Origin of the sequence: Polaromonas sp. UBA4122, from assembly GCA_002381615.1 — a bacterium.
GTDB lineage: Bacteria > Pseudomonadota > Gammaproteobacteria > Burkholderiales > Burkholderiaceae_C > Polaromonas.
In genome coordinates, this window is the sequence record DFWY01000101.1 from 18,910 (window position 1) to 35,160 (window position 16,251).

Sequence of the window (16,251 nt, forward strand, 5' to 3'; positions counted from 1 at the left end):
GGGGTGGGAGATGTGAAAAAGAGCCAGCTTTTCCCGGGGCCGGGGTTTTTCTGGAGCGCAACACCCCCGCCCCCCGCCATATTGAAGTGCAGATCTTCGGGGATGGCGCGGGCGAGGTGCTGGCGCTTGGCGAGCGTGATTGTTCGCTGCAGCGGCGCAACCAAAAAGTAGTCGAGGAAACACCGGCGCCGAACCTGCGCGAAGAGGTCCGTCAGGCCCTGCTGGAGACTGCACGCAAGCTGGCCCGGACGGCGTCCTACCGTTCGGCCGGCACGGTCGAGTTTGTGGTCGATGCGACAACGCAAGAGTTCTTTTTTCTCGAAGTCAATGCGCGCCTGCAGGTCGAGCACGGTGTGACCGAGGCCGTCACCGGTGTGGATCTGGTGGAGTGGATGGTTCGTCTGGCGGCCGGGGATATGCCGCCTTTGCATACGCTGCAGGTTGTGCCGCGCGGACATGCGGTGCAGGCACGCCTGTACGCCGAGGACCCGGCGAAAAATTTTCAGCCGTCGACCGGCCTGCTGACCGAGGTGCATTTTCCGCGCGATCTGCGGGTGGATACCTGGATCGAACGCGGCACCGAGGTCAGTGCGCATTACGACCCGATGCTGGCCAAACTGATCGCGCATGGCGACAACCGCGAGCAGGCCCTTGCGCGCTTGGGCCAGGCCTTGAGCGAGACCCGCATCGCGGGGCTGGAGTCCAATCTCGATTACCTGCGCGGGCTGATATCTTTTGTGCCATTTTGCGAAGGGCTCCACACCACGCGAAGCCTTGCCACATTCGCGGCGCCCAGCCATGCCATCGACGTGCTCAGCCCGGGCGTGCAAACCTCGGTGCAGGACTGGCCGGGCCGGCTCGGCTATTGGGACGTGGGGGTGCCGCCCTCGGGCCCAATGGACGGGCTGGCGCTGCGCCTGGCCAACCGGCTCGTGGGTAACCGCGAGGGTGATGCGGCGCTCGAGATCACGGTCGCCGGCCCGATCCTGAGCTTTCGCAGTGCGCAGCAGGTGGCTGTCACGGGCGCTCCCATCGAGCTGACGCTGGACGGTGCGCCAGTGCCCATGGGCAAGGCGCTTTCGGTGGTTGCCGGGCAGACGCTGCGCATTGGCCGCGTGACGGGTGCGGGCAGCCGTGCCTATTTGTCTGTGAGCGGCAGTATCGACGTGCCCAGCTATCTGGGCAGCGGCTCGACCTTTACCCTCGGCCAGTTTGGCGGCCATGGCGGCCGGGTGCTGCGTGCCGGCGATGTGCTGCATGTGGGCCAGACGGCTGCCTTGCCGGCCATGGATGCCGAGACGGCGGCGACCTTGGCGCCGATTTATGGCCCGCACTGGGACATCGGCGTGCTGATCGGGCCGCATGCCGCCCCCGACTTCTTCACGCCAGGTGACATCGAGATGTTTTTTGCCACCGATTGGCAGGTGCACTACAACTCGAGCCGCACCGGTGTGCGGCTGATCGGCCCCAAGCCAACGTGGGCCAGACGCGATGGTGGCGAGGCCGGTCTGCACCCCTCGAACATCCACGACAACGCCTATGCCATCGGCGCCATCGACTTCACTGGAGACATGCCGGTGATCCTTGGGCCTGACGGCCCTAGCCTGGGCGGTTTCGTGTGCCCGGCCACCGTGGTACAGGCTGAGTTGTGGAAGCTGGGCCAGCTTTCACCCGGCAATACGGTGCGCTTCAAGCCTTTGCAGCAGGAAGAGGCGGCCGAGCTGGCGAGGGCCCAACACATAGCACTGGCCGTGCCGGCGCCTGCGGAGTCGGATATCGATCTGCCACCCGTGCTTGGCCCGGCGCAGAGCCAGCCGCTGGATGCCGCCGTGCTGCACCGCTCACCCGCCCAGGGCAATGGCGTCGAGGTGGTTTACCGACGCGCGGGTGACGCCTATGTGCTGATCGAATTTGGTGAGCTCAAGCTGGACCTGACATTGCGCTTTTTGGTACACGCCCTGATGACGCGCTTGCAGACCTGGCGCGACGAGGGCCGCTTGAATGGCGTCATTGACTTGACCCCGGGCATCCGCTCGCTGCAGGTTCATTACGATCCGTTACGTCTGCCGCTGCCGCACCTGATGGACAGGCTGCTGCAAGCGCAGGCCGGACTGGTTGCTGCCGATGACATTGAGGTGCCGAGCCGCACGGTCTGGCTGCCGCTGTCGTGGGACGACCCTGCCACGAAGCTGGCCATCGAAAAATACATGCAGTCGGTCAGCGCCGATGCGCCCTGGTGCCCGAGCAATATCGAGTTCATCCGCCGCATCAACGGTCTGCCCGATATCCAGGCGGTCTATGACATCCTGTTCGACGCCAGCTACATGGTGCTCGGTCTCGGTGACGTGTACCTCGGCGCGCCTGTAGCCACGCCGCTGGACCCAAGGCACCGGCTCGTGACCACCAAGTACAACCCGGCACGCACCTGGACCCCTGAAAACGCCGTGGGAATCGGGGGGGCCTACCTGTGCGTGTATGGCATGGAAGGCCCGGGCGGCTACCAGTTCGTCGGTCGTACGGTGCAAATGTGGAACCGCTGGCGGGAGACGCGCGAGTTCCCTGAGGGCAAGCCCTGGCTGCTGCGCTTTTTCGACCAGATTCGCTTCTACCCGATGGGTGCCGAGGAGTTGCTGGCCTATCGCAAGGACTTCATTGCCGGGCGTGCTTCCCTGCGCATTGAGGAAGGGGTTTTTCGCCTGTCGAATTACCAGCGCTTCTTGCGTGACAACGACGCTTCGATCAAGGATTTCAAACAGGGCCAGCAGGCCGCCTTTGAGGCCGAGCGTGAACGCTGGCGCCTGGCGGGCGTGTCCGAGGCGACCGATACCGCTACCTCCGACGACGCGGATGCCCACGCCGCTGCGGCCCAGGCTTTTGACGGCGAAGTCGTTGCCTCACAGGTTTCGGGCGGCGTCTGGTCCGTGCAGGTTGAGGTGGGGGCCGAAGTGAAGGCTGGGCAGACGCTGCTGGTGATCGAGTCCATGAAGATGGAAATCACCGTGCACGCCCATTGCGATGGCCGTATCGAGCAGCTTCTGTGCGCCGAAGGCCAGTCCGTGACAGCTGGGCAACCGCTCGTGCTGATGCGTTAAACAAGGAGGTGATGATGCGACTGGATCTTTCAATTCCCGCCCTGCGGGCCCGCTACCTCGATGGCAGTCTGACGCCGGCACTGCTGGTGAAACTGCTGCATGAACAGATGCTGGCGGAAGATGCTGCCCTGGATCGCCACCTGTGGATCCGCCGCCTGATGCTCGATGAAATGCACGCCTATGCTGTCGCACTGGAGAAGGCTGACGCGAAGACTCTGCCCCTGTACGGCATTCCGTTTGCCATCAAGGACAACATCGACCTGGCAGGCATCCCCACCACGGCCGCTTGCCCGGAGTTTGCCTACACGCCGGAGGCCAGCGCTACCGTGGTGCAGCGGCTGATCGCGGCCGGAGCGATCCCCGTGGGCAAGACCAATCTCGATCAGTTTGCGACCGGCCTGGTAGGGGTGCGCTCGCCGTATGGGGCCTGCCGCAACAGCATCAACCCGGACTACGTGTCAGGCGGTTCATCCGCAGGCTCGGCCGTCGCGGTCGCACTTGGGCTGGCCAGCTTTTCACTGGGCACGGATACCGCTGGTTCAGGCCGTGTGCCGGCAATGTTCAATAACCTGGTGGGTCTGAAACCCACCTGCGGCCGAATTCCTGCCACGGGCGTGGTGCCTGCCTGTCGCACGCTCGACGCAGTGTCGGTGTTTGCGCTCACTGCGGCTGATGCGGCCACGGTGCTGGGTGCGGCACAAGGTGAGGATCCGCTGGATGCATACTCGCGGACCATGCCCCCGCATGGCTACAACTTCGGTGCGGCCAGCAGCTTTCGCTTCGGCATTCCGCGCGAGGCCGACCTTGAATTCCATGGCAACCCCGAAGGCCCCGCGCAGTTTGCCCAGGCCGTAGCGCACTTGCGTGTGCTGGGCGGCACGCCCGTGGAGGTGGACCTCACGCCATTTCGCGCGGTGGCCACCTTGCTTTATGAAGGCCCTTGGGTGGCCGAGCGGTATCAGGCCATCCGGCCGTTCATCGAGGCACAGCCGCAGGCGCTGCACCCCGTCACGCGCGCGATCACTGAAAAAGGGGCGCAGATTTCCGCTCCGGATACCTTTGCAGCGTTGTACCGTCTCAAAGAGCTGGAGCGGCAGACCCGGCCGGTATGGGAAGACATAGACTGCCTGATCACGCCCACAGCCGGCACCATTTACACCATCGACGCGGTGCAGGCCGACCCGATCCGGCTTAATTCCAATCTGGGCCACTACACCAACTACGTGAATCTGCTGGACCTTTCGGCGGTCGCGGTGCCCACCGGTTTCATGAGTGGCGCGCTGGCGGGCCTGCCCTGGGGTGTGACGCTGGTGGCGCCTGCCGGACAGGACCTACCCCTGCTTACGCTAGCCTCGCGCCTGCACGCGCGCACGGTGCCCACAGTGGGCGCAACGCCGCACGCCCCGCACCGCCTGGCCAGTGCCACGCCGGATGGTTCACCGTTTCCCTCGGGTCAGGTCCAGGTGGCCGTTTGCGGCGCACATTTGAGCGGCTTGCCCTTGAATGGGCAATTGACGCAGCGCGGCGCACGGCTGGTGCGGCTGGTGCGTAGCGCACCCTGCTACAAGCTGTTCGCGCTACCGGGCGGGCCACCCAGGCGCCCCGGCATGCTGCGGGTTGACGAGGGTGGTGCTGCCATCGAGATGGAGGTGTGGGAACTGCCAGCGCGCGAATTTGGTTCTTTTGTGGCTGGCATTCCGGCCCCCTTGGGGATGGGCACCGTGGCGCTGGAAGACGGCACCCAGGTGCAGGGCTTTGTCTGTGAGGCGTATGCAAGCGCCCAGGCACAGGACATCACCCACTTCGGCGGATGGCGCAGCTATCTGCGCAGCGTCTCCTGAGGGGAGGGCCTGGGTTCAGGTCGTCTGCGATGAGCCGGCTGCGAGCAGGACGGCCAGAAGGATCAGGCCGCCGCCGAACAGCGTGCGCGCCGACAGTTCGCCCGCGCCGAGCATGACCGATGAGGCGCTGGCAAACACCACCTCCGAAAGCATGATGAGCGAGGTGGTGCTCGCGCTCAGGCGCGAGGCGCCATACTGCAGCGCCAGATTGCCGGCGAGAAACGCCAGGCTGATGAGTATGGCCACGCCGATCCAGGCGCTACTGGGTGCTGGCGGTGCAGCCATCAGGCCCAACCCCATACCGCTGACTGCAGCCCCTGTGGCCATGAGCGCGCCGCCGCCAAACATGGCCAGGATGCGCGACTCGCCGGGGGTCTGGTTGAGCCGGCGCAGCAGGATGTTGGTCAGGGCAAAGCTGAAGCCGCCCATGAGTGCCAGCCAGTCGGCCAGACTCTCAGGCACGGGCCAGGGGGACGCCGGTGTCTTGAGCACAATGACCAGGCCGGTCAGGGCCAGCGCGAGCCGCAAGAGCGAGCCGGCGCCCGGCCGCTCACCCAGCAGTGGCCAGGCCAGCAGCACCACCCAGGCCGGCATCAGGTAAAACAGCAACACCACGCGCACTACGTCGCCCATCGTCACGGCCCAATTGAACCCAACATTGGTCAGCCCTGAGGCGGCCATCAGCAGCCACAGCATCGGGTGCCGCAGCAGGCCGCGCCAGGCGCCGGGCCTGACCAGCAACAGGCACAGCAGTGAGAAGACAAAGATGATGGCCGTGGCCCACAAGGGGTGCAGTCCATGGCGCTGGAGTTCGCGAAATGGCCACCAGGACACGCCCCAGACCAGCGCGTTGAGCACCAGGGCCAGAGCAGGAAGCAGGGAGTTTTGCATGCGCCCGCGCCGTCGCCATCAACCGTGATGGTTGTCGCTGCGGGCGATGCTCAACAAGTGGTCAAGCTGCTCTTTGTATTTGAGGCAGTTGCTTTTGTGCCAGCGCTGGATCAGCCACATGAAACTGACGACGACCACACCAAAGGCGGTAATGGCGCCAAAGGCTGACAGGCCCATGCCGGTTGAGAGACTGTAGAAAGCCCCCAGACTCAAAATGCAAGCCTGCTCGTTGAAATTCTGCACGGCAATCGAGCGTCCCGAGCCCATGAGGTTGTGCCCGCGGTGCTGCAGCAGCGCATTCATCGGAACCACCAGAAACCCGCCCAGGCCGCCCAGCAGAATCAGGAAAGGTGCAGCCACCCAGACGTTGCTAATGAAGTTCATCAAAATGACCAGCACACCCATGGCAATGCCCAGGGGCATGACCTTGGCCGCCTGGTCCAGACGCATGCGCATCGAGGCCAGCACGGCCCCCACCGCCGTGCCAATCGCCACCACGCCCACCAGTGAAGACGCTTGCGTGGTGCTATAGCCCAGGGCCGCCGCACTCCACGCCAGCACGATGTAGCGCAGGTTGCCTGAGACACCCCAGAACAGCGTGGTCGTGGCCAGCGAGATCTGTCCCAGCTTGTCGCGCCACAGCGCCGCGTTGCAGTTCCAGAAATCGGGTAGCAGCTCCAGCTTGTTGCGCGGCATGGGCCGCATTTCAACGCCGGTGTTCGGGATGCGCGTGTTGAACCATGCGGCAATGATGTACAGCAGTATCAGCGCCGAAATTGCCGCTTCGGGTGCGGTGTCAATGCCGGTGTCGATCATCGGAAAGTCAAACGACAGCAGTAGGCGGGACACCGAATGGCCGACCAGCTGGCCGCCCAGCAGCACCCCGAGAATGATCGATGAAATCGTCAGTCCCTCAATCCAGCCATTGGCCTTGACCAGTTGCGAGGCCGGCAGCAATTCGGTCAGGATGCCGTATTTGGCGGGCGAATAAGCGGCAGCGCCCAGCCCGACAATGGCATATGACATCAAAGGATGCGAGCCAAACAGCATCATCAGGCAACCGACGATCTTGATGGCATTGCTCGCAAACATGACCTGGCCCTTGGGCCGCGCATCTGCAAAAGCCCCAACAAAAGGCGCCAAAACCACGTAAAACAGCGCAAACATCGGCACCAGCGCGGCAGGCTGCCACTTCGGCGCCCCGCTGGTTTTGAGCAGTTCCACGGCGGATACAAACAGCGCGTTATCAGCCAGCGAGCTGAAAAATTGGGCCGCCATGATGGTGTAAAAACCGCGCTTCATTAAACTGTATTGATTACCGCATTAAATGCATCAGCTGATCTGATGCCGCAAGATAAGGGTGAATGTCTCCAAACGATGCAGGTTTATAGCATGGGGGCCGGTGTCAGAATCCATAAAGACCCTTAACAGGATTGCGCCAACGCCGACTCGCCGCCATAAACCCACCACACCATTGCGCCATGCCACGTCCCATTTTTGCCACCATTCACACTGCAGCGCTGAGCCACAACCTCGCGCGCGCCCGTGCGGCCGCGCCTGACGCGCGGGTCTGGGCTGTCGTCAAGGCCAATGCCTACGGCCACGGCATTGAGCGTGTTTTTGACGCGTTGCGCAGCGCCGACGGTTTTGCCCTGCTCGATCTGGCCGAGGCGCAGCGCCTGCGTGCACTCGACTGGCGTGGCCCCATCCTGCTGCTGGAAGGCTGCTTTGACGCACGCGACCTGGAGTTGTGTTCGCGCCTTGGCCTTTGGCACGCCATCCACTGCAACGAGCAAATCGATTGGCTCGCCGCCCACAAGACCCGGTTGCCGCACCGCGTTTTTCTCAAAATGAACTCAGGCATGAACCGTCTGGGTTTCACGCCCGAGCGCTACCGCGCCGCCTGGACGCGCCTGAACGCCTTGCCGCAGGTCGATGAGATTTCGCTGATGACACATTTCTCCGACGCCGACGGCCCCAAAGGCATCGCCGTGCAACTCAAGGCCTTTGACGCCGTGACCCATGACCTGCCCGGCGAGCGCACGCTCAGCAACAGCGCCGCCACGCTGCGCCATGGTGAGGTGCTGGCCGGGCGATCCGACTGGGTACGGCCCGGCATCGCGGTGTACGGCAGCGCACCCGACTTTCCCGATCACAGCGCCGCCGACTGGGGCCTGCAGCCCACGATGACGCTGGCCTCCCGAATCATCGGCGTGCAGCACCTGGTGGCCGGTGACACCGTGGGCTACGGCTCCGGTTTCACCGCCGATGGGCCGCTGCGCATCGGCGTGGTCGCCTGCGGTTATGCCGACGGTTATCCCAGGCACTGCAGCACCGGCACGCCCGTGCTGGTGAACGGCGTGCGCACGCGCATGGTGGCCCGGGTGAGCATGGACATGATCACGGTGGACCTGACACCTGTGCCTGATGCCGGGATGGGCGCGGAGGTGACCTTGTGGGGCCAGTCTTCAGGTGGCGCCGCGCTGCCCATTGACGAGGTGGCGCAGGCGGGCGGGACCGTCGGCTACGAGTTGATGTGCGCGCTGGCGCTGCGGGTGCCGGTTCTTGCTGATTGAGTTTTGTTGAGGTCGGGGCAAGACCCGGCTGATCAGCGCTTGCGCAGGCCCAGCGCCATCACCGCCCCAACAACAAGCAAAGCCCCCGCCACTTGCACCGGCGCAATGGCTTGGCCAAGAATCAGCCAGGCCAGCACCAGTGCGAACACGGGCTCCACGTTCATGATGGCCGCGTTGCCGACCACGCCGAGCTTGGGCAACACGGTGAACATGATGGTGAACGCCGTGCCGTAGAGAAAAGTGAGCATGGCCAGTCCCCACCAGCCGGCTGTGGCCTGAGGCAGGTGAAAGCCGCCCTGGCTGGCCACCATGGTCAGGGCCAGGAGGCTGGCCATCGTCATGGTGGTGGCCGTGCGCACCCGGCCATCGACATCGGCGGCTTCATGCTGCGTGATGACCAGGGCCAGCCCGAAAGTGCCGGCTGCCGCCAGCGCGAAGGCCACGCCCGCGCCGATGCGCGCCCACTGGCCCGACGCGCCCAGGCCTGATGCTGCGCCCAGCACATCCAGCGCCAGCGCCAGTCCCAGCAGGATCACGGGCATGGCGACCAGCATGGCGCGCTCCGGCCGCTGTCGGTAAATCAGCCAGGCCCATAGCGCGGTCCAGATCGGATAGGTGTTAAACGCCAGCAGCGCCAGCGCCACCGGCAGCCGTGCCACCGACGAATACAGGCACAGGCTCTGGATGCCGATCAACAGCCCGATCACTGGCAGCATGCGCTTGTGGCGCGCGCTGAAGCGCACCCGTACACGCTGCAGGCTCAGGATGGCCACAATCACCAAGGCCGTGATGCCGCTGCGGAACACCACCGCAGTGGCCACATCCACCCCGTTGTTGAAGGCGATGCGTGCCGCCACATGGTTGGCACCCATCATCAGCGCGATGAGCAGCAGCGTGGCGAAGGCAGTGCCACTGATGGCCTTGCCTGGGCCTGCCATCAGTAGAGCCCGCGTACGCTGGCGTGCAGCCGCGCCAGGCCCAGCAGCGCATCGGTGAAGGGGGTGGGCACCTTCGTCAGCTCGCCCAGCTCCTTTACCACGGTCACCAGCGCGTCCAGCTCGACGGCCTTGCCGGCCTCTACATCCTGCAGCATCGACGTCTTGAAGGCGCCCAGCTTGCGGGTGACCTGGTGCCTGTCTTCGGGTTGCTGGTCGATAGGAATGCCTATGCGTGCGCCTATTTCCTTGGCTTCCAGCATCACGCTGGAGATAAAACCGCGCACCAGCTCGTCGCCCAGGATGCGGTCGGTGGTGGCGCCGGTCAGGGCGCTGATCGGGTTGACGCTCATGTTGCCCCAGAGCTTGAACCAGATGTCTTTCTGGATCTGGTCGGACACCGGGGCTTCGAAACCGGCTTTTCCCAGCAGCGCGGCGAGCTGTTGCACCCGGGCGGTTTTCTTGCCCGAAGGCTCACCCAGAATGAGCTTGTTGCCAAAGTGGTGGCGCACCAGACCGGGGCCATCCAGCGAGCAGCTCGCATGCACCACGCAGCCGATGATGTGCTGCCCTTCAATAGCCTGGGCCAGTGCGCCGGTGGGGTCCACTGACGTCAGGCGTTGGCCCGCCAGCATGCCGCCAAAGCCCTGCAAAAACCACCACGGAACGCCGTTCATGGCGGTCAGGACCATGGTGTTCGGGCCCATCAGCGGTGCCATCTGCCGAACAACTTCGGGCAGCGAAGGCGCCTTGACGGCCAGCACCACCAGGTCCTGCACGCCCAGGTCAGTCGGCGCGGCGCTGGATGCCACCGCTTGCGAGGTCACGCGCCCGCCCTGATGCAGGCGCAGGCCGTGCAGCTGCAGGGCGTCCAGCGTCGCGCCGCGCGCGACCACGCTGACGTTACAGCCCGCCCGAGCCAGCCCGCTGCCTATCCAGCCGCCGATGGCGCCCGCGCCGTAAATGCAAACCCGGTGGAAATGAGCAGCGGCTGCGCCGGTTTCAGTAGCCACGGGCCGCTTCCGTCCTGTGCCCGGGGGCCTTGAATTTCGCGAGCAACTCGCGCGCTGCGCCGGTCAGCAGCATGGTGTCCACACCCACGGCGACGAACAGCGCGCCGGCATCAAGCCATTTGCGCGCCTGCGCCTCGGAGGTGGAGAGTATGCCCGGCGCCTTGCCGGCCTGGAGAATGCGCGCGATGGCGTCGGCCATGGCGGCCTGCACCGCGGGGTGATCCGGGTTGCCGGGAAAGCCCATCGAGGCCGACAGGTCGGCCGGACCGATGAATACGCCGTCCACGCCTGGGGTGGCGGCAATGGCATCGAGGTTGCGCAGCGACTCGACGGTTTCCGCCTGCACCAGCAGGCAGACCTGGGCGTTGGCTTCATGGATGTAATTGGGATAGCCCTGCCAGCGCGAGGAGCGGGCCACGGCGCTGCCCATGCCGCGGATGCCATCGGGCGGATAGCGCATGGCCTGCACCAGCTGCGCGGCCTGCTCGGCGCTGTCCACCATGGGCACGAGCAGGGTTTGCGCGCCGAGGTCGAGGTATTGTTTGATGATCGCGGCTTCCCCGACCGGCACACGCGCGATCGGGTGTGTGGCCAGGCCCGGGAAGGAAGCCCTGGCGCTGGCGATGCCCTGCAACTGCGCGAGCACGGTACGCAAGTCGTTGGGTCCGTGCTCGCCATCAATCAGCAGCCAGTCGTAGCCGGTGCCGGCCATGATTTCGGCGCAATAGCCATCGGCCAGATCGATCCACAGGCCGATTTGCGGCTGCTTGTTGTGCAGGGCTTGCTTGAAGGTGTTGATGGGAGTGTGCATGGTCGTTTTCAATGGGAAGGTGAGTTGAATTGTGACAACAAAAAAACTGTAAGTACATACAGTATCATCGGGCGCATGGCCAAGGAAAAAACCATCTACACCTGCACCGAATGCGGTGGCACCAGCCCCAAGTGGCTGGGCAAATGCCCGCATTGCAACGCGTGGAACACGCTGATTGAATCGGTCGCTGAAAGCACTTCGCCGGTCAAAAACCGCTACAGCACCCCGTTCCAGTCGCTGGCCAAGGCCTCGGAAGTCACCGCGCTGGCCGACATTGACGCCACCGACATGACGCGCACCCCCACCGGCCATGAGGAGCTGGACCGCGTGCTGGGCGGCGGCATTGTGGAGGGCGGCGTGGTGCTGATTGGCGGCGATCCGGGCATTGGCAAATCCACCCTGCTGCTGCAGGCGCTGGACTCGCTGCAGCGCACCGGCCTGAACACGCTTTATGTCACCGGCGAAGAAAGTGGCGCGCAAGTGGCGCTGCGCTCGCGGCGGCTGGGGCTGCACGGTTCGCAGGTCAAGGTGCTGGCCGAAACCCAGCTCGAGAAAATCCTCGCCACACTGGAGGCCACCCAGCCGGCGATTGCCGTGATCGACTCCATCCAGACGGTGTATTCCGAGCAGCTTACTTCGGCGCCCGGCTCGGTCGCGCAAGTGCGCGAATGCGCGGCGCACCTGACGCGCGCGGCCAAGTCCAGCGGTGTCTGCATCGTGCTGGTCGGCCATGTCACCAAGGACGGTGCGCTGGCCGGCCCGCGCGTGCTGGAGCACATGGTCGATACCGTGCTGTATTTTGAAGGTGACACGCATTCGAGTTTTCGCCTGGTGCGCGCCATCAAAAACCGCTTTGGCGCAGTCAATGAAATCGGCGTGTTCGCCATGACCGAAAAAGGTTTGAAGGGCGTGACGAATCCGAGCGCCATCTTTCTGAGCCAGCACAGCGAGCCGGTGCCCGGCAGCTGCGTGCTGGTCACGCTGGAGGGCACGCGGCCCATGCTGGTGGAAATTCAGGCGCTGGTCGATGGCGGCGGCCCGAGTCCGCGGCGTTTGTCGGTGGGCCTGGACCGCGACCGGCTGGCCATGTTGCTAGCCGTGCTGCACCGCCACGCCGGCGTAGCCTGCGCGGACCAAGACGTGTTTGTGAATGCAGTGGGCGGCGTGCGCATCAGCGAGCCGGCGGCCGACCTGGCCGTGATGCTGGCGATCACCTCCAGCCTGCGCGGCAAGCCGCTGCCCAAGGGGTTTATCGCATTTGGCGAGGTCGGGCTGGCCGGCGAGGTGCGCCCCGCCCCGCGCGGCCAGGAGCGGCTGAAAGAGGCCGCCAAGCTTGGCTTTAGCGTGGCGGTGGTGCCCAAGGCCAATGCACCGAAAAAGAATGACAAGGCCTTTGAGGGTTTGACCATCCACGCCGTCGAGCGCATCGAGCAGGCGATGGAACTCGTGCGCAGCCTGAACTGAACTGAACTGAACTGAACTGAGTCAGGCAGTCAGAACACACCATGAAGCGCACGGTCTGTCATAGGCTGATATCGTTCGCTATAAAAATGGTAGCTGACTACGACCGTGCCATATGGGCCAGAGGCTGAAATGTCTTTAAAAAATGCAGGGAAACGGTTTTCAGTCCGGTACGCACTCCCCACAACGCCGCCTGCGCGCCGTGCCTGCGAAAATAGCGGGCATGAACTTCCAGAAAATTTTTGTTCCTGTCGCCGGCGTTGCGGTCGTGGTGCTGGCTTACCGGTTTTACGGCTGGGCTGGCGTGGCTGCGGCTGCCGCGGGTTTGGTGATGTGGGTGCTGCTGCACTTCACCCGCATGATGCAGGTCTTGAAGCGCGCTGCCAACCGGCCCATCGGCTATGTCGACAGCGCCGTCATGCTCAATGCCAAGCTCTTGCCCGGCATGACGCTGCTGCATGTGGTGGCCATGACGCGGGCGCTAGGCGAACTCAAGTCCGCCAAGAGCGAGCAGCCCGAGGTGTTTCGCTGGACCGACGGCACGCAGTCGCATGTGACCTGCACCTTTGTGGGCGGTAAACTGTCGCACCACGCGCTTTTCAGGCCCGCTCAAGACGGCCCGCCGCCCGCCCCGTAAAATCAATGTTTCGGGTTTTGTACCGGCTCCCTGGGTTGCCTGCGGGCGGGCACTCCCGATTTTCAAGAATCACTTCATCACAATCACCACAGGATCCGCATCATGTCCCCAGTAGCACCCTCCATGGAAGACCGCGACGGCAAAATCTGGATGGACGGCCAGATGGTCGACTGGCGTGACGCCAAAATTCACGTGCTGAGCCACACCCTGCATTACGGCTGTGGCGCTTTTGAAGGCGTGCGCGCCTACAAAACGGCCGAGGGCACGGCTATTTTTCGGCTGGAAGAGCACACCGAGCGTCTGTTCAACAGCGCCAAAATCCTGCGCATGAAGATTCCTTTCAGCAAGGAAGAGGTCAACGAAGCCCAGAAGGCCGTGGTGCGCGAGAACCATCTGGAGAGCTGCTACGTGCGCCCGCTCGCCTGGATCGGCTCGGAAAAACTCGGCGTCAGCCCCAAAGGCAACAAGATTCACCTGATGGTGGCGGCCTGGGCCTGGGGCGCTTACCTGGGCGAGGAAGGCATGAAGCGCGGCATCCGCGTCAAGATTTCCAGCTTCACGCGCCACCACGTCAACATCACCATGACGCAGGCCAAGGCGGTGAGCAACTACACCAACTCCATTCTGGCCAATATGGAAGCGCTGGATGACGGCTACGACGAAGCCTTGCTGCTCGACGCATCGGGCTTTGTCAGCGAAGGGTCTGGCGAAAACATTTTTGTGGTCAAGGGCGGCGTGGTCTATACGCCCGATCTGTCGGCTGGCGCGCTCAACGGCATCACGCGCAACACCGTCCTGCACATCTGCCAAGACCTGGGGTTGGAATTGGTGCAAAAGCGCATCACGCGCGATGAGGTGTACATCGCCGACGAAGCTTTCTTCACCGGCACGGCCGCTGAGGTCACGCCAATCCGCGAGCTGGATCGCATCGAGATTGGCGCTGGCTCACGCGGGCCGATCACCGAAAAAATCCAGAGCGCATACTTTGATATTGTGAACGGGCGCAACCCGAAATACGCCTCCTGGCTGAGCAAGGTTTAAATATGGCCCCCACGCTTGTCACTTCGTGTATTGCGCTGCCCCCCGAGGGGCTGCAGTCGCCTTGGGACGGCCCGGCGGCGCTGCACGCAACTTCTTAAGGAATTTATGAGTACATCATTCACCGTTGAGCTATTAGCCTCCGACCTCAACCCCCAAGGCGGCGTGTTTTGCCCCAACCCCAAAGCCGACATGAAGCTGTGGAACAGCCACCCCAAGGTCTACCTGGATGTGGCGCACACCGGCCAAGCCAAATGCCCTTATTGCGGCACGCTGTACAAGCTCAAGGACGGCGAACATTTTCATGGGCATTAAAGAATCGGGGTCAGGGCCCAATTTCGTTTGATGCGGCTCACGCCGGATGAAGCATCGTCCTGAATCGGGATCCAGCCCAAATTCTTTAATCATCGCGCCGCAATGGATAGGCGACGCGGTGATGACCGAGCCCTTGCTGCGCCGGCTGCACGCGCGTGGCGAACGCATTACAGTAGGGGCCTTGCCGTGGGTGGCGCCGGTGTACCGCGCCATGCCGCAAGTGGCCGATGTCATTGAATTTCCGTTTGCGCATGGCGGACTGCAATTCAAGGCGCGTCGCGCAATAGCCCAGCGCATCGAAGGCAAGTTTGACAACGCCTACGTACTCCCCAACTCGCTGAAAAGCGCGCTGCTGCCGTTTTTGGCCAGTATTCCAAACCGCATCGGCTACCTCGGCGAGGCGCGCGTGGGCTTGCTCACGCACCGGCTCAAAAACCCCAAAAACAAGCCGCCCATGGTGGCGTTTTATTCCGCCCTCAGCGGCGAGCATGATCTGGAAAACGACCGGCCGCAGCTAAAAATGGACGCAGCGGAGATCGAGCAAACGCTGCTTGGCTTAGGCTTGCAGCAGGGCGCATACGTCGTGTTTGCGCCCGGTGCCGAATACGGCCCAGCCAAGCGCTGGCCCGCCCGTTATTTTTCAGAACTGGCCGCCAGGCTCGACCTGCCGGTGGTGCTGCTCGGCTCGGGCAAGGAGGCCGCGCTGTGCGACGAGATTGCAGCGCCTGTCAACGTGGCGCTGGCAGGAAAATGCCTCAACCTGGCCGGAAAAACCTCGCTGCCTCAAGCACTGTGCCTGATTGCCGCCGGCAAAAGCACGGTCAGCAATGACTCCGGTTTGATGCATGTGGCCGCCGCGTTCGGCGTGCCGCAGGTGGCCCTTTTTGGCTCGTCGAGTCCCTTGCACACACCGCCCTTAAACGAGCAGGCCACCGTGCTGTGGCTGAAAACCGACCCCTCCTACCAGCCGCCGCTGGATTGCGCGCCGTGCTTTGCGCGCGAATGCCCGCTCGGCCATACCCGCTGCCTCAATGACATCAGTGCTGCGCGGGTGTTGCGGGTTTTGCAGGCGCTTTAGGGAAGCTCTGCGGCAGGCCTCCCAGCCCAGTCACCCGAACGTGCTGTGGCGGGTCCGCAATAACTGTGAACTTGCTACCTGCAAAGACGTCATGGCGCAAATTTTCAGCGCGCAGGCAAGACCCACAGGCCGGCAAACACGCGCGTCAAATGGTGCATCAATTGAGAATCATTAGCATTAACATGCTATAGTCATGTTTACGATAAGCCGCAAAAAATCACATTAAACGGTGCAGCTGCCGTTCATCCTGAAAGAGAAACGATGACTTCGACCCGCCCTGAAAACTTGATGCAGCACAAAGTGCTTGACCTTGCTTTAATGAAAAAAGGCGATTGCGCCACCGTGACTGGCTTGGCGTCAACCGAAGGGGCGGAGGCGTTGGCGATTAAAACGCGTCTATGGGAACTCGGTTTTGCCGCAGGTGAAAAGGTCCGGGTCGTGGCTGAGTCATTTCCTGGTGGCGACCCGATGGCTGTGCGACTGGGCAACACTACCTTCGCGCTGCGGCGACACGAAGCCGCGATGATTCACGTGGTCCGTTCCGACCTCCATGCTGCGTAACA

Annotated in this window: 14 protein-coding genes; 9 read left to right on the forward strand and 5 right to left on the reverse strand. The window is 63.5% G+C overall.

What is annotated here, in order from left to right:
• Both uca and atzF read left to right on the forward strand, forming a co-directional pair.
• On the forward strand, nucleotides 1-3,092 hold a 3,092-nt coding region (gene uca, locus B3F77_RS13430; RefSeq protein WP_293605434.1), incomplete at its 5' end, for an urea carboxylase.
• An 11-nt stretch (nucleotides 3,093-3,103) separates the two neighbouring features.
• The gene (gene atzF / locus B3F77_RS13435; protein WP_293605435.1) at nucleotides 3,104-4,933 is read left to right on the forward strand and encodes an allophanate hydrolase; all 1,830 of its coding nucleotides are present in this window, start codon (nucleotides 3,104-3,106) and stop codon (nucleotides 4,931-4,933) included.
• A 15-nt stretch (nucleotides 4,934-4,948) separates the two neighbouring features.
• Here atzF and B3F77_RS13440 read toward each other — a convergent pair whose 3' ends face one another.
• Nucleotides 4,949-5,824: a DMT family transporter gene (locus tag B3F77_RS13440; protein WP_293605436.1), complete on the reverse strand. Its 876-nt coding sequence runs from the start codon at nucleotides 5,822-5,824 to the stop codon at nucleotides 4,949-4,951.
• Between the two features lie 18 nt (nucleotides 5,825-5,842).
• Complete coding sequence (lplT, locus tag B3F77_RS13445) at nucleotides 5,843-7,126, reverse strand: lysophospholipid transporter LplT (protein ID WP_293605437.1); 1,284 nt, start codon at nucleotides 7,124-7,126, stop codon at nucleotides 5,843-5,845.
• Nucleotides 7,127-7,305: 179 nt separating this feature from the next.
• Between lplT and alr the strand changes: the two genes are divergently transcribed.
• A complete protein-coding gene (alr, locus tag B3F77_RS13450) occupies nucleotides 7,306-8,400 on the forward strand; it encodes an alanine racemase (RefSeq protein ID WP_293605438.1) in 1,095 nt (364 codons plus the stop codon).
• Nucleotides 8,401-8,432: 32 nt separating this feature from the next.
• Here the strand turns inward: alr and B3F77_RS13455 are convergent, their stop codons facing one another.
• From B3F77_RS13455 to B3F77_RS13465, 3 genes are read right to left on the reverse strand one after another with little or no spacing between them, the layout of a single operon-like run.
• The gene (locus B3F77_RS13455; protein ID WP_293605439.1) at nucleotides 8,433-9,338 is read right to left on the reverse strand and encodes an EamA family transporter; all 906 of its coding nucleotides are present in this window, start codon (nucleotides 9,336-9,338) and stop codon (nucleotides 8,433-8,435) included.
• Complete coding sequence (locus B3F77_RS13460) at nucleotides 9,338-10,348, reverse strand: 2-dehydropantoate 2-reductase (protein WP_293605440.1); 1,011 nt, start codon at nucleotides 10,346-10,348, stop codon at nucleotides 9,338-9,340. The genes B3F77_RS13455 and B3F77_RS13460 overlap by 1 nt, the downstream gene beginning before the upstream one ends.
• Nucleotides 10,338-11,159, reverse strand: coding sequence for an HpcH/HpaI aldolase/citrate lyase family protein (locus tag B3F77_RS13465; protein ID WP_293605441.1), 822 nt, complete (start codon nucleotides 11,157-11,159; stop codon nucleotides 10,338-10,340). The genes B3F77_RS13460 and B3F77_RS13465 overlap by 11 nt, the downstream gene beginning before the upstream one ends.
• A 75-nt stretch (nucleotides 11,160-11,234) precedes the next feature.
• Here B3F77_RS13465 and radA point away from each other — a divergent pair, with 75 nt between their 5' ends.
• From radA to B3F77_RS13495, 6 genes are all read left to right on the forward strand, one after another.
• Entirely contained in the window at nucleotides 11,235-12,623 is a 1,389-nt protein-coding gene (radA, locus tag B3F77_RS13470; protein ID WP_293605442.1) for a DNA repair protein RadA, read from the forward strand.
• A gap of 220 nt (nucleotides 12,624-12,843) precedes the next feature.
• Nucleotides 12,844-13,257, forward strand: a complete 414-nt coding sequence (locus B3F77_RS13475) for a glycerate kinase (protein ID WP_293605443.1) — start codon at nucleotides 12,844-12,846, stop codon at nucleotides 13,255-13,257.
• Nucleotides 13,258-13,359: 102 nt separating this feature from the next.
• Entirely contained in the window at nucleotides 13,360-14,298 is a 939-nt protein-coding gene (locus B3F77_RS13480; RefSeq protein ID WP_293605444.1) for a branched-chain amino acid transaminase, read from the forward strand.
• Between the two features lie 105 nt (nucleotides 14,299-14,403).
• The gene (locus B3F77_RS13485; protein WP_293605445.1) at nucleotides 14,404-14,610 is read left to right on the forward strand and encodes a zinc-finger domain-containing protein; all 207 of its coding nucleotides are present in this window, start codon (nucleotides 14,404-14,406) and stop codon (nucleotides 14,608-14,610) included.
• A gap of 46 nt (nucleotides 14,611-14,656) precedes the next feature.
• Nucleotides 14,657-15,688 carry a lipopolysaccharide heptosyltransferase II gene (gene waaF, locus B3F77_RS13490; protein WP_293605446.1) on the forward strand — a complete coding sequence of 344 codons (1,032 nt, stop codon included), beginning with the start codon at nucleotides 14,657-14,659 and terminating at the stop codon, nucleotides 15,686-15,688.
• Between the two features lie 261 nt (nucleotides 15,689-15,949).
• A complete protein-coding gene (locus B3F77_RS13495; protein ID WP_293605447.1) occupies nucleotides 15,950-16,249 on the forward strand; it encodes a FeoA family protein in 300 nt (99 codons plus the stop codon).
• Nucleotides 16,250-16,251: the final 2 nt, after the last annotated feature.

What these genes read in the sequence shown, in the direction of transcription:
- lplT (WP_293605437.1), bottom strand. Translation starts at nt 7,126, where the DNA reads ATGAAGCGCGGTTTTTACACCATCATGGCGGCCCAATTTTTCAGCTCG.
- radA (WP_293605442.1), top strand. Translation starts at nt 11,235, where the DNA reads ATGGCCAAGGAAAAAACCATCTACACCTGCACCGAATGCGGTGGCACC.
- B3F77_RS13480 (WP_293605444.1), top strand. Translation starts at nt 13,360, where the DNA reads ATGTCCCCAGTAGCACCCTCCATGGAAGACCGCGACGGCAAAATCTGG.
- B3F77_RS13455 (WP_293605439.1), bottom strand. Translation starts at nt 9,338, where the DNA reads ATGGCAGGCCCAGGCAAGGCCATCAGTGGCACTGCCTTCGCCACGCTG.
- B3F77_RS13495 (WP_293605447.1), top strand. Translation starts at nt 15,950, where the DNA reads ATGACTTCGACCCGCCCTGAAAACTTGATGCAGCACAAAGTGCTTGAC.
- waaF (WP_293605446.1), top strand. Translation starts at nt 14,657, where the DNA reads ATGAAGCATCGTCCTGAATCGGGATCCAGCCCAAATTCTTTAATCATC.
- atzF (WP_293605435.1), top strand. Translation starts at nt 3,104, where the DNA reads ATGATGCGACTGGATCTTTCAATTCCCGCCCTGCGGGCCCGCTACCTC.
- B3F77_RS13465 (WP_293605441.1), bottom strand. Translation starts at nt 11,159, where the DNA reads ATGCACACTCCCATCAACACCTTCAAGCAAGCCCTGCACAACAAGCAG.
- B3F77_RS13485 (WP_293605445.1), top strand. Translation starts at nt 14,404, where the DNA reads ATGAGTACATCATTCACCGTTGAGCTATTAGCCTCCGACCTCAACCCC.
- B3F77_RS13440 (WP_293605436.1), bottom strand. Translation starts at nt 5,824, where the DNA reads ATGCAAAACTCCCTGCTTCCTGCTCTGGCCCTGGTGCTCAACGCGCTG.
- alr (WP_293605438.1), top strand. Translation starts at nt 7,306, where the DNA reads ATGCCACGTCCCATTTTTGCCACCATTCACACTGCAGCGCTGAGCCAC.
- B3F77_RS13475 (WP_293605443.1), top strand. Translation starts at nt 12,844, where the DNA reads ATGAACTTCCAGAAAATTTTTGTTCCTGTCGCCGGCGTTGCGGTCGTG.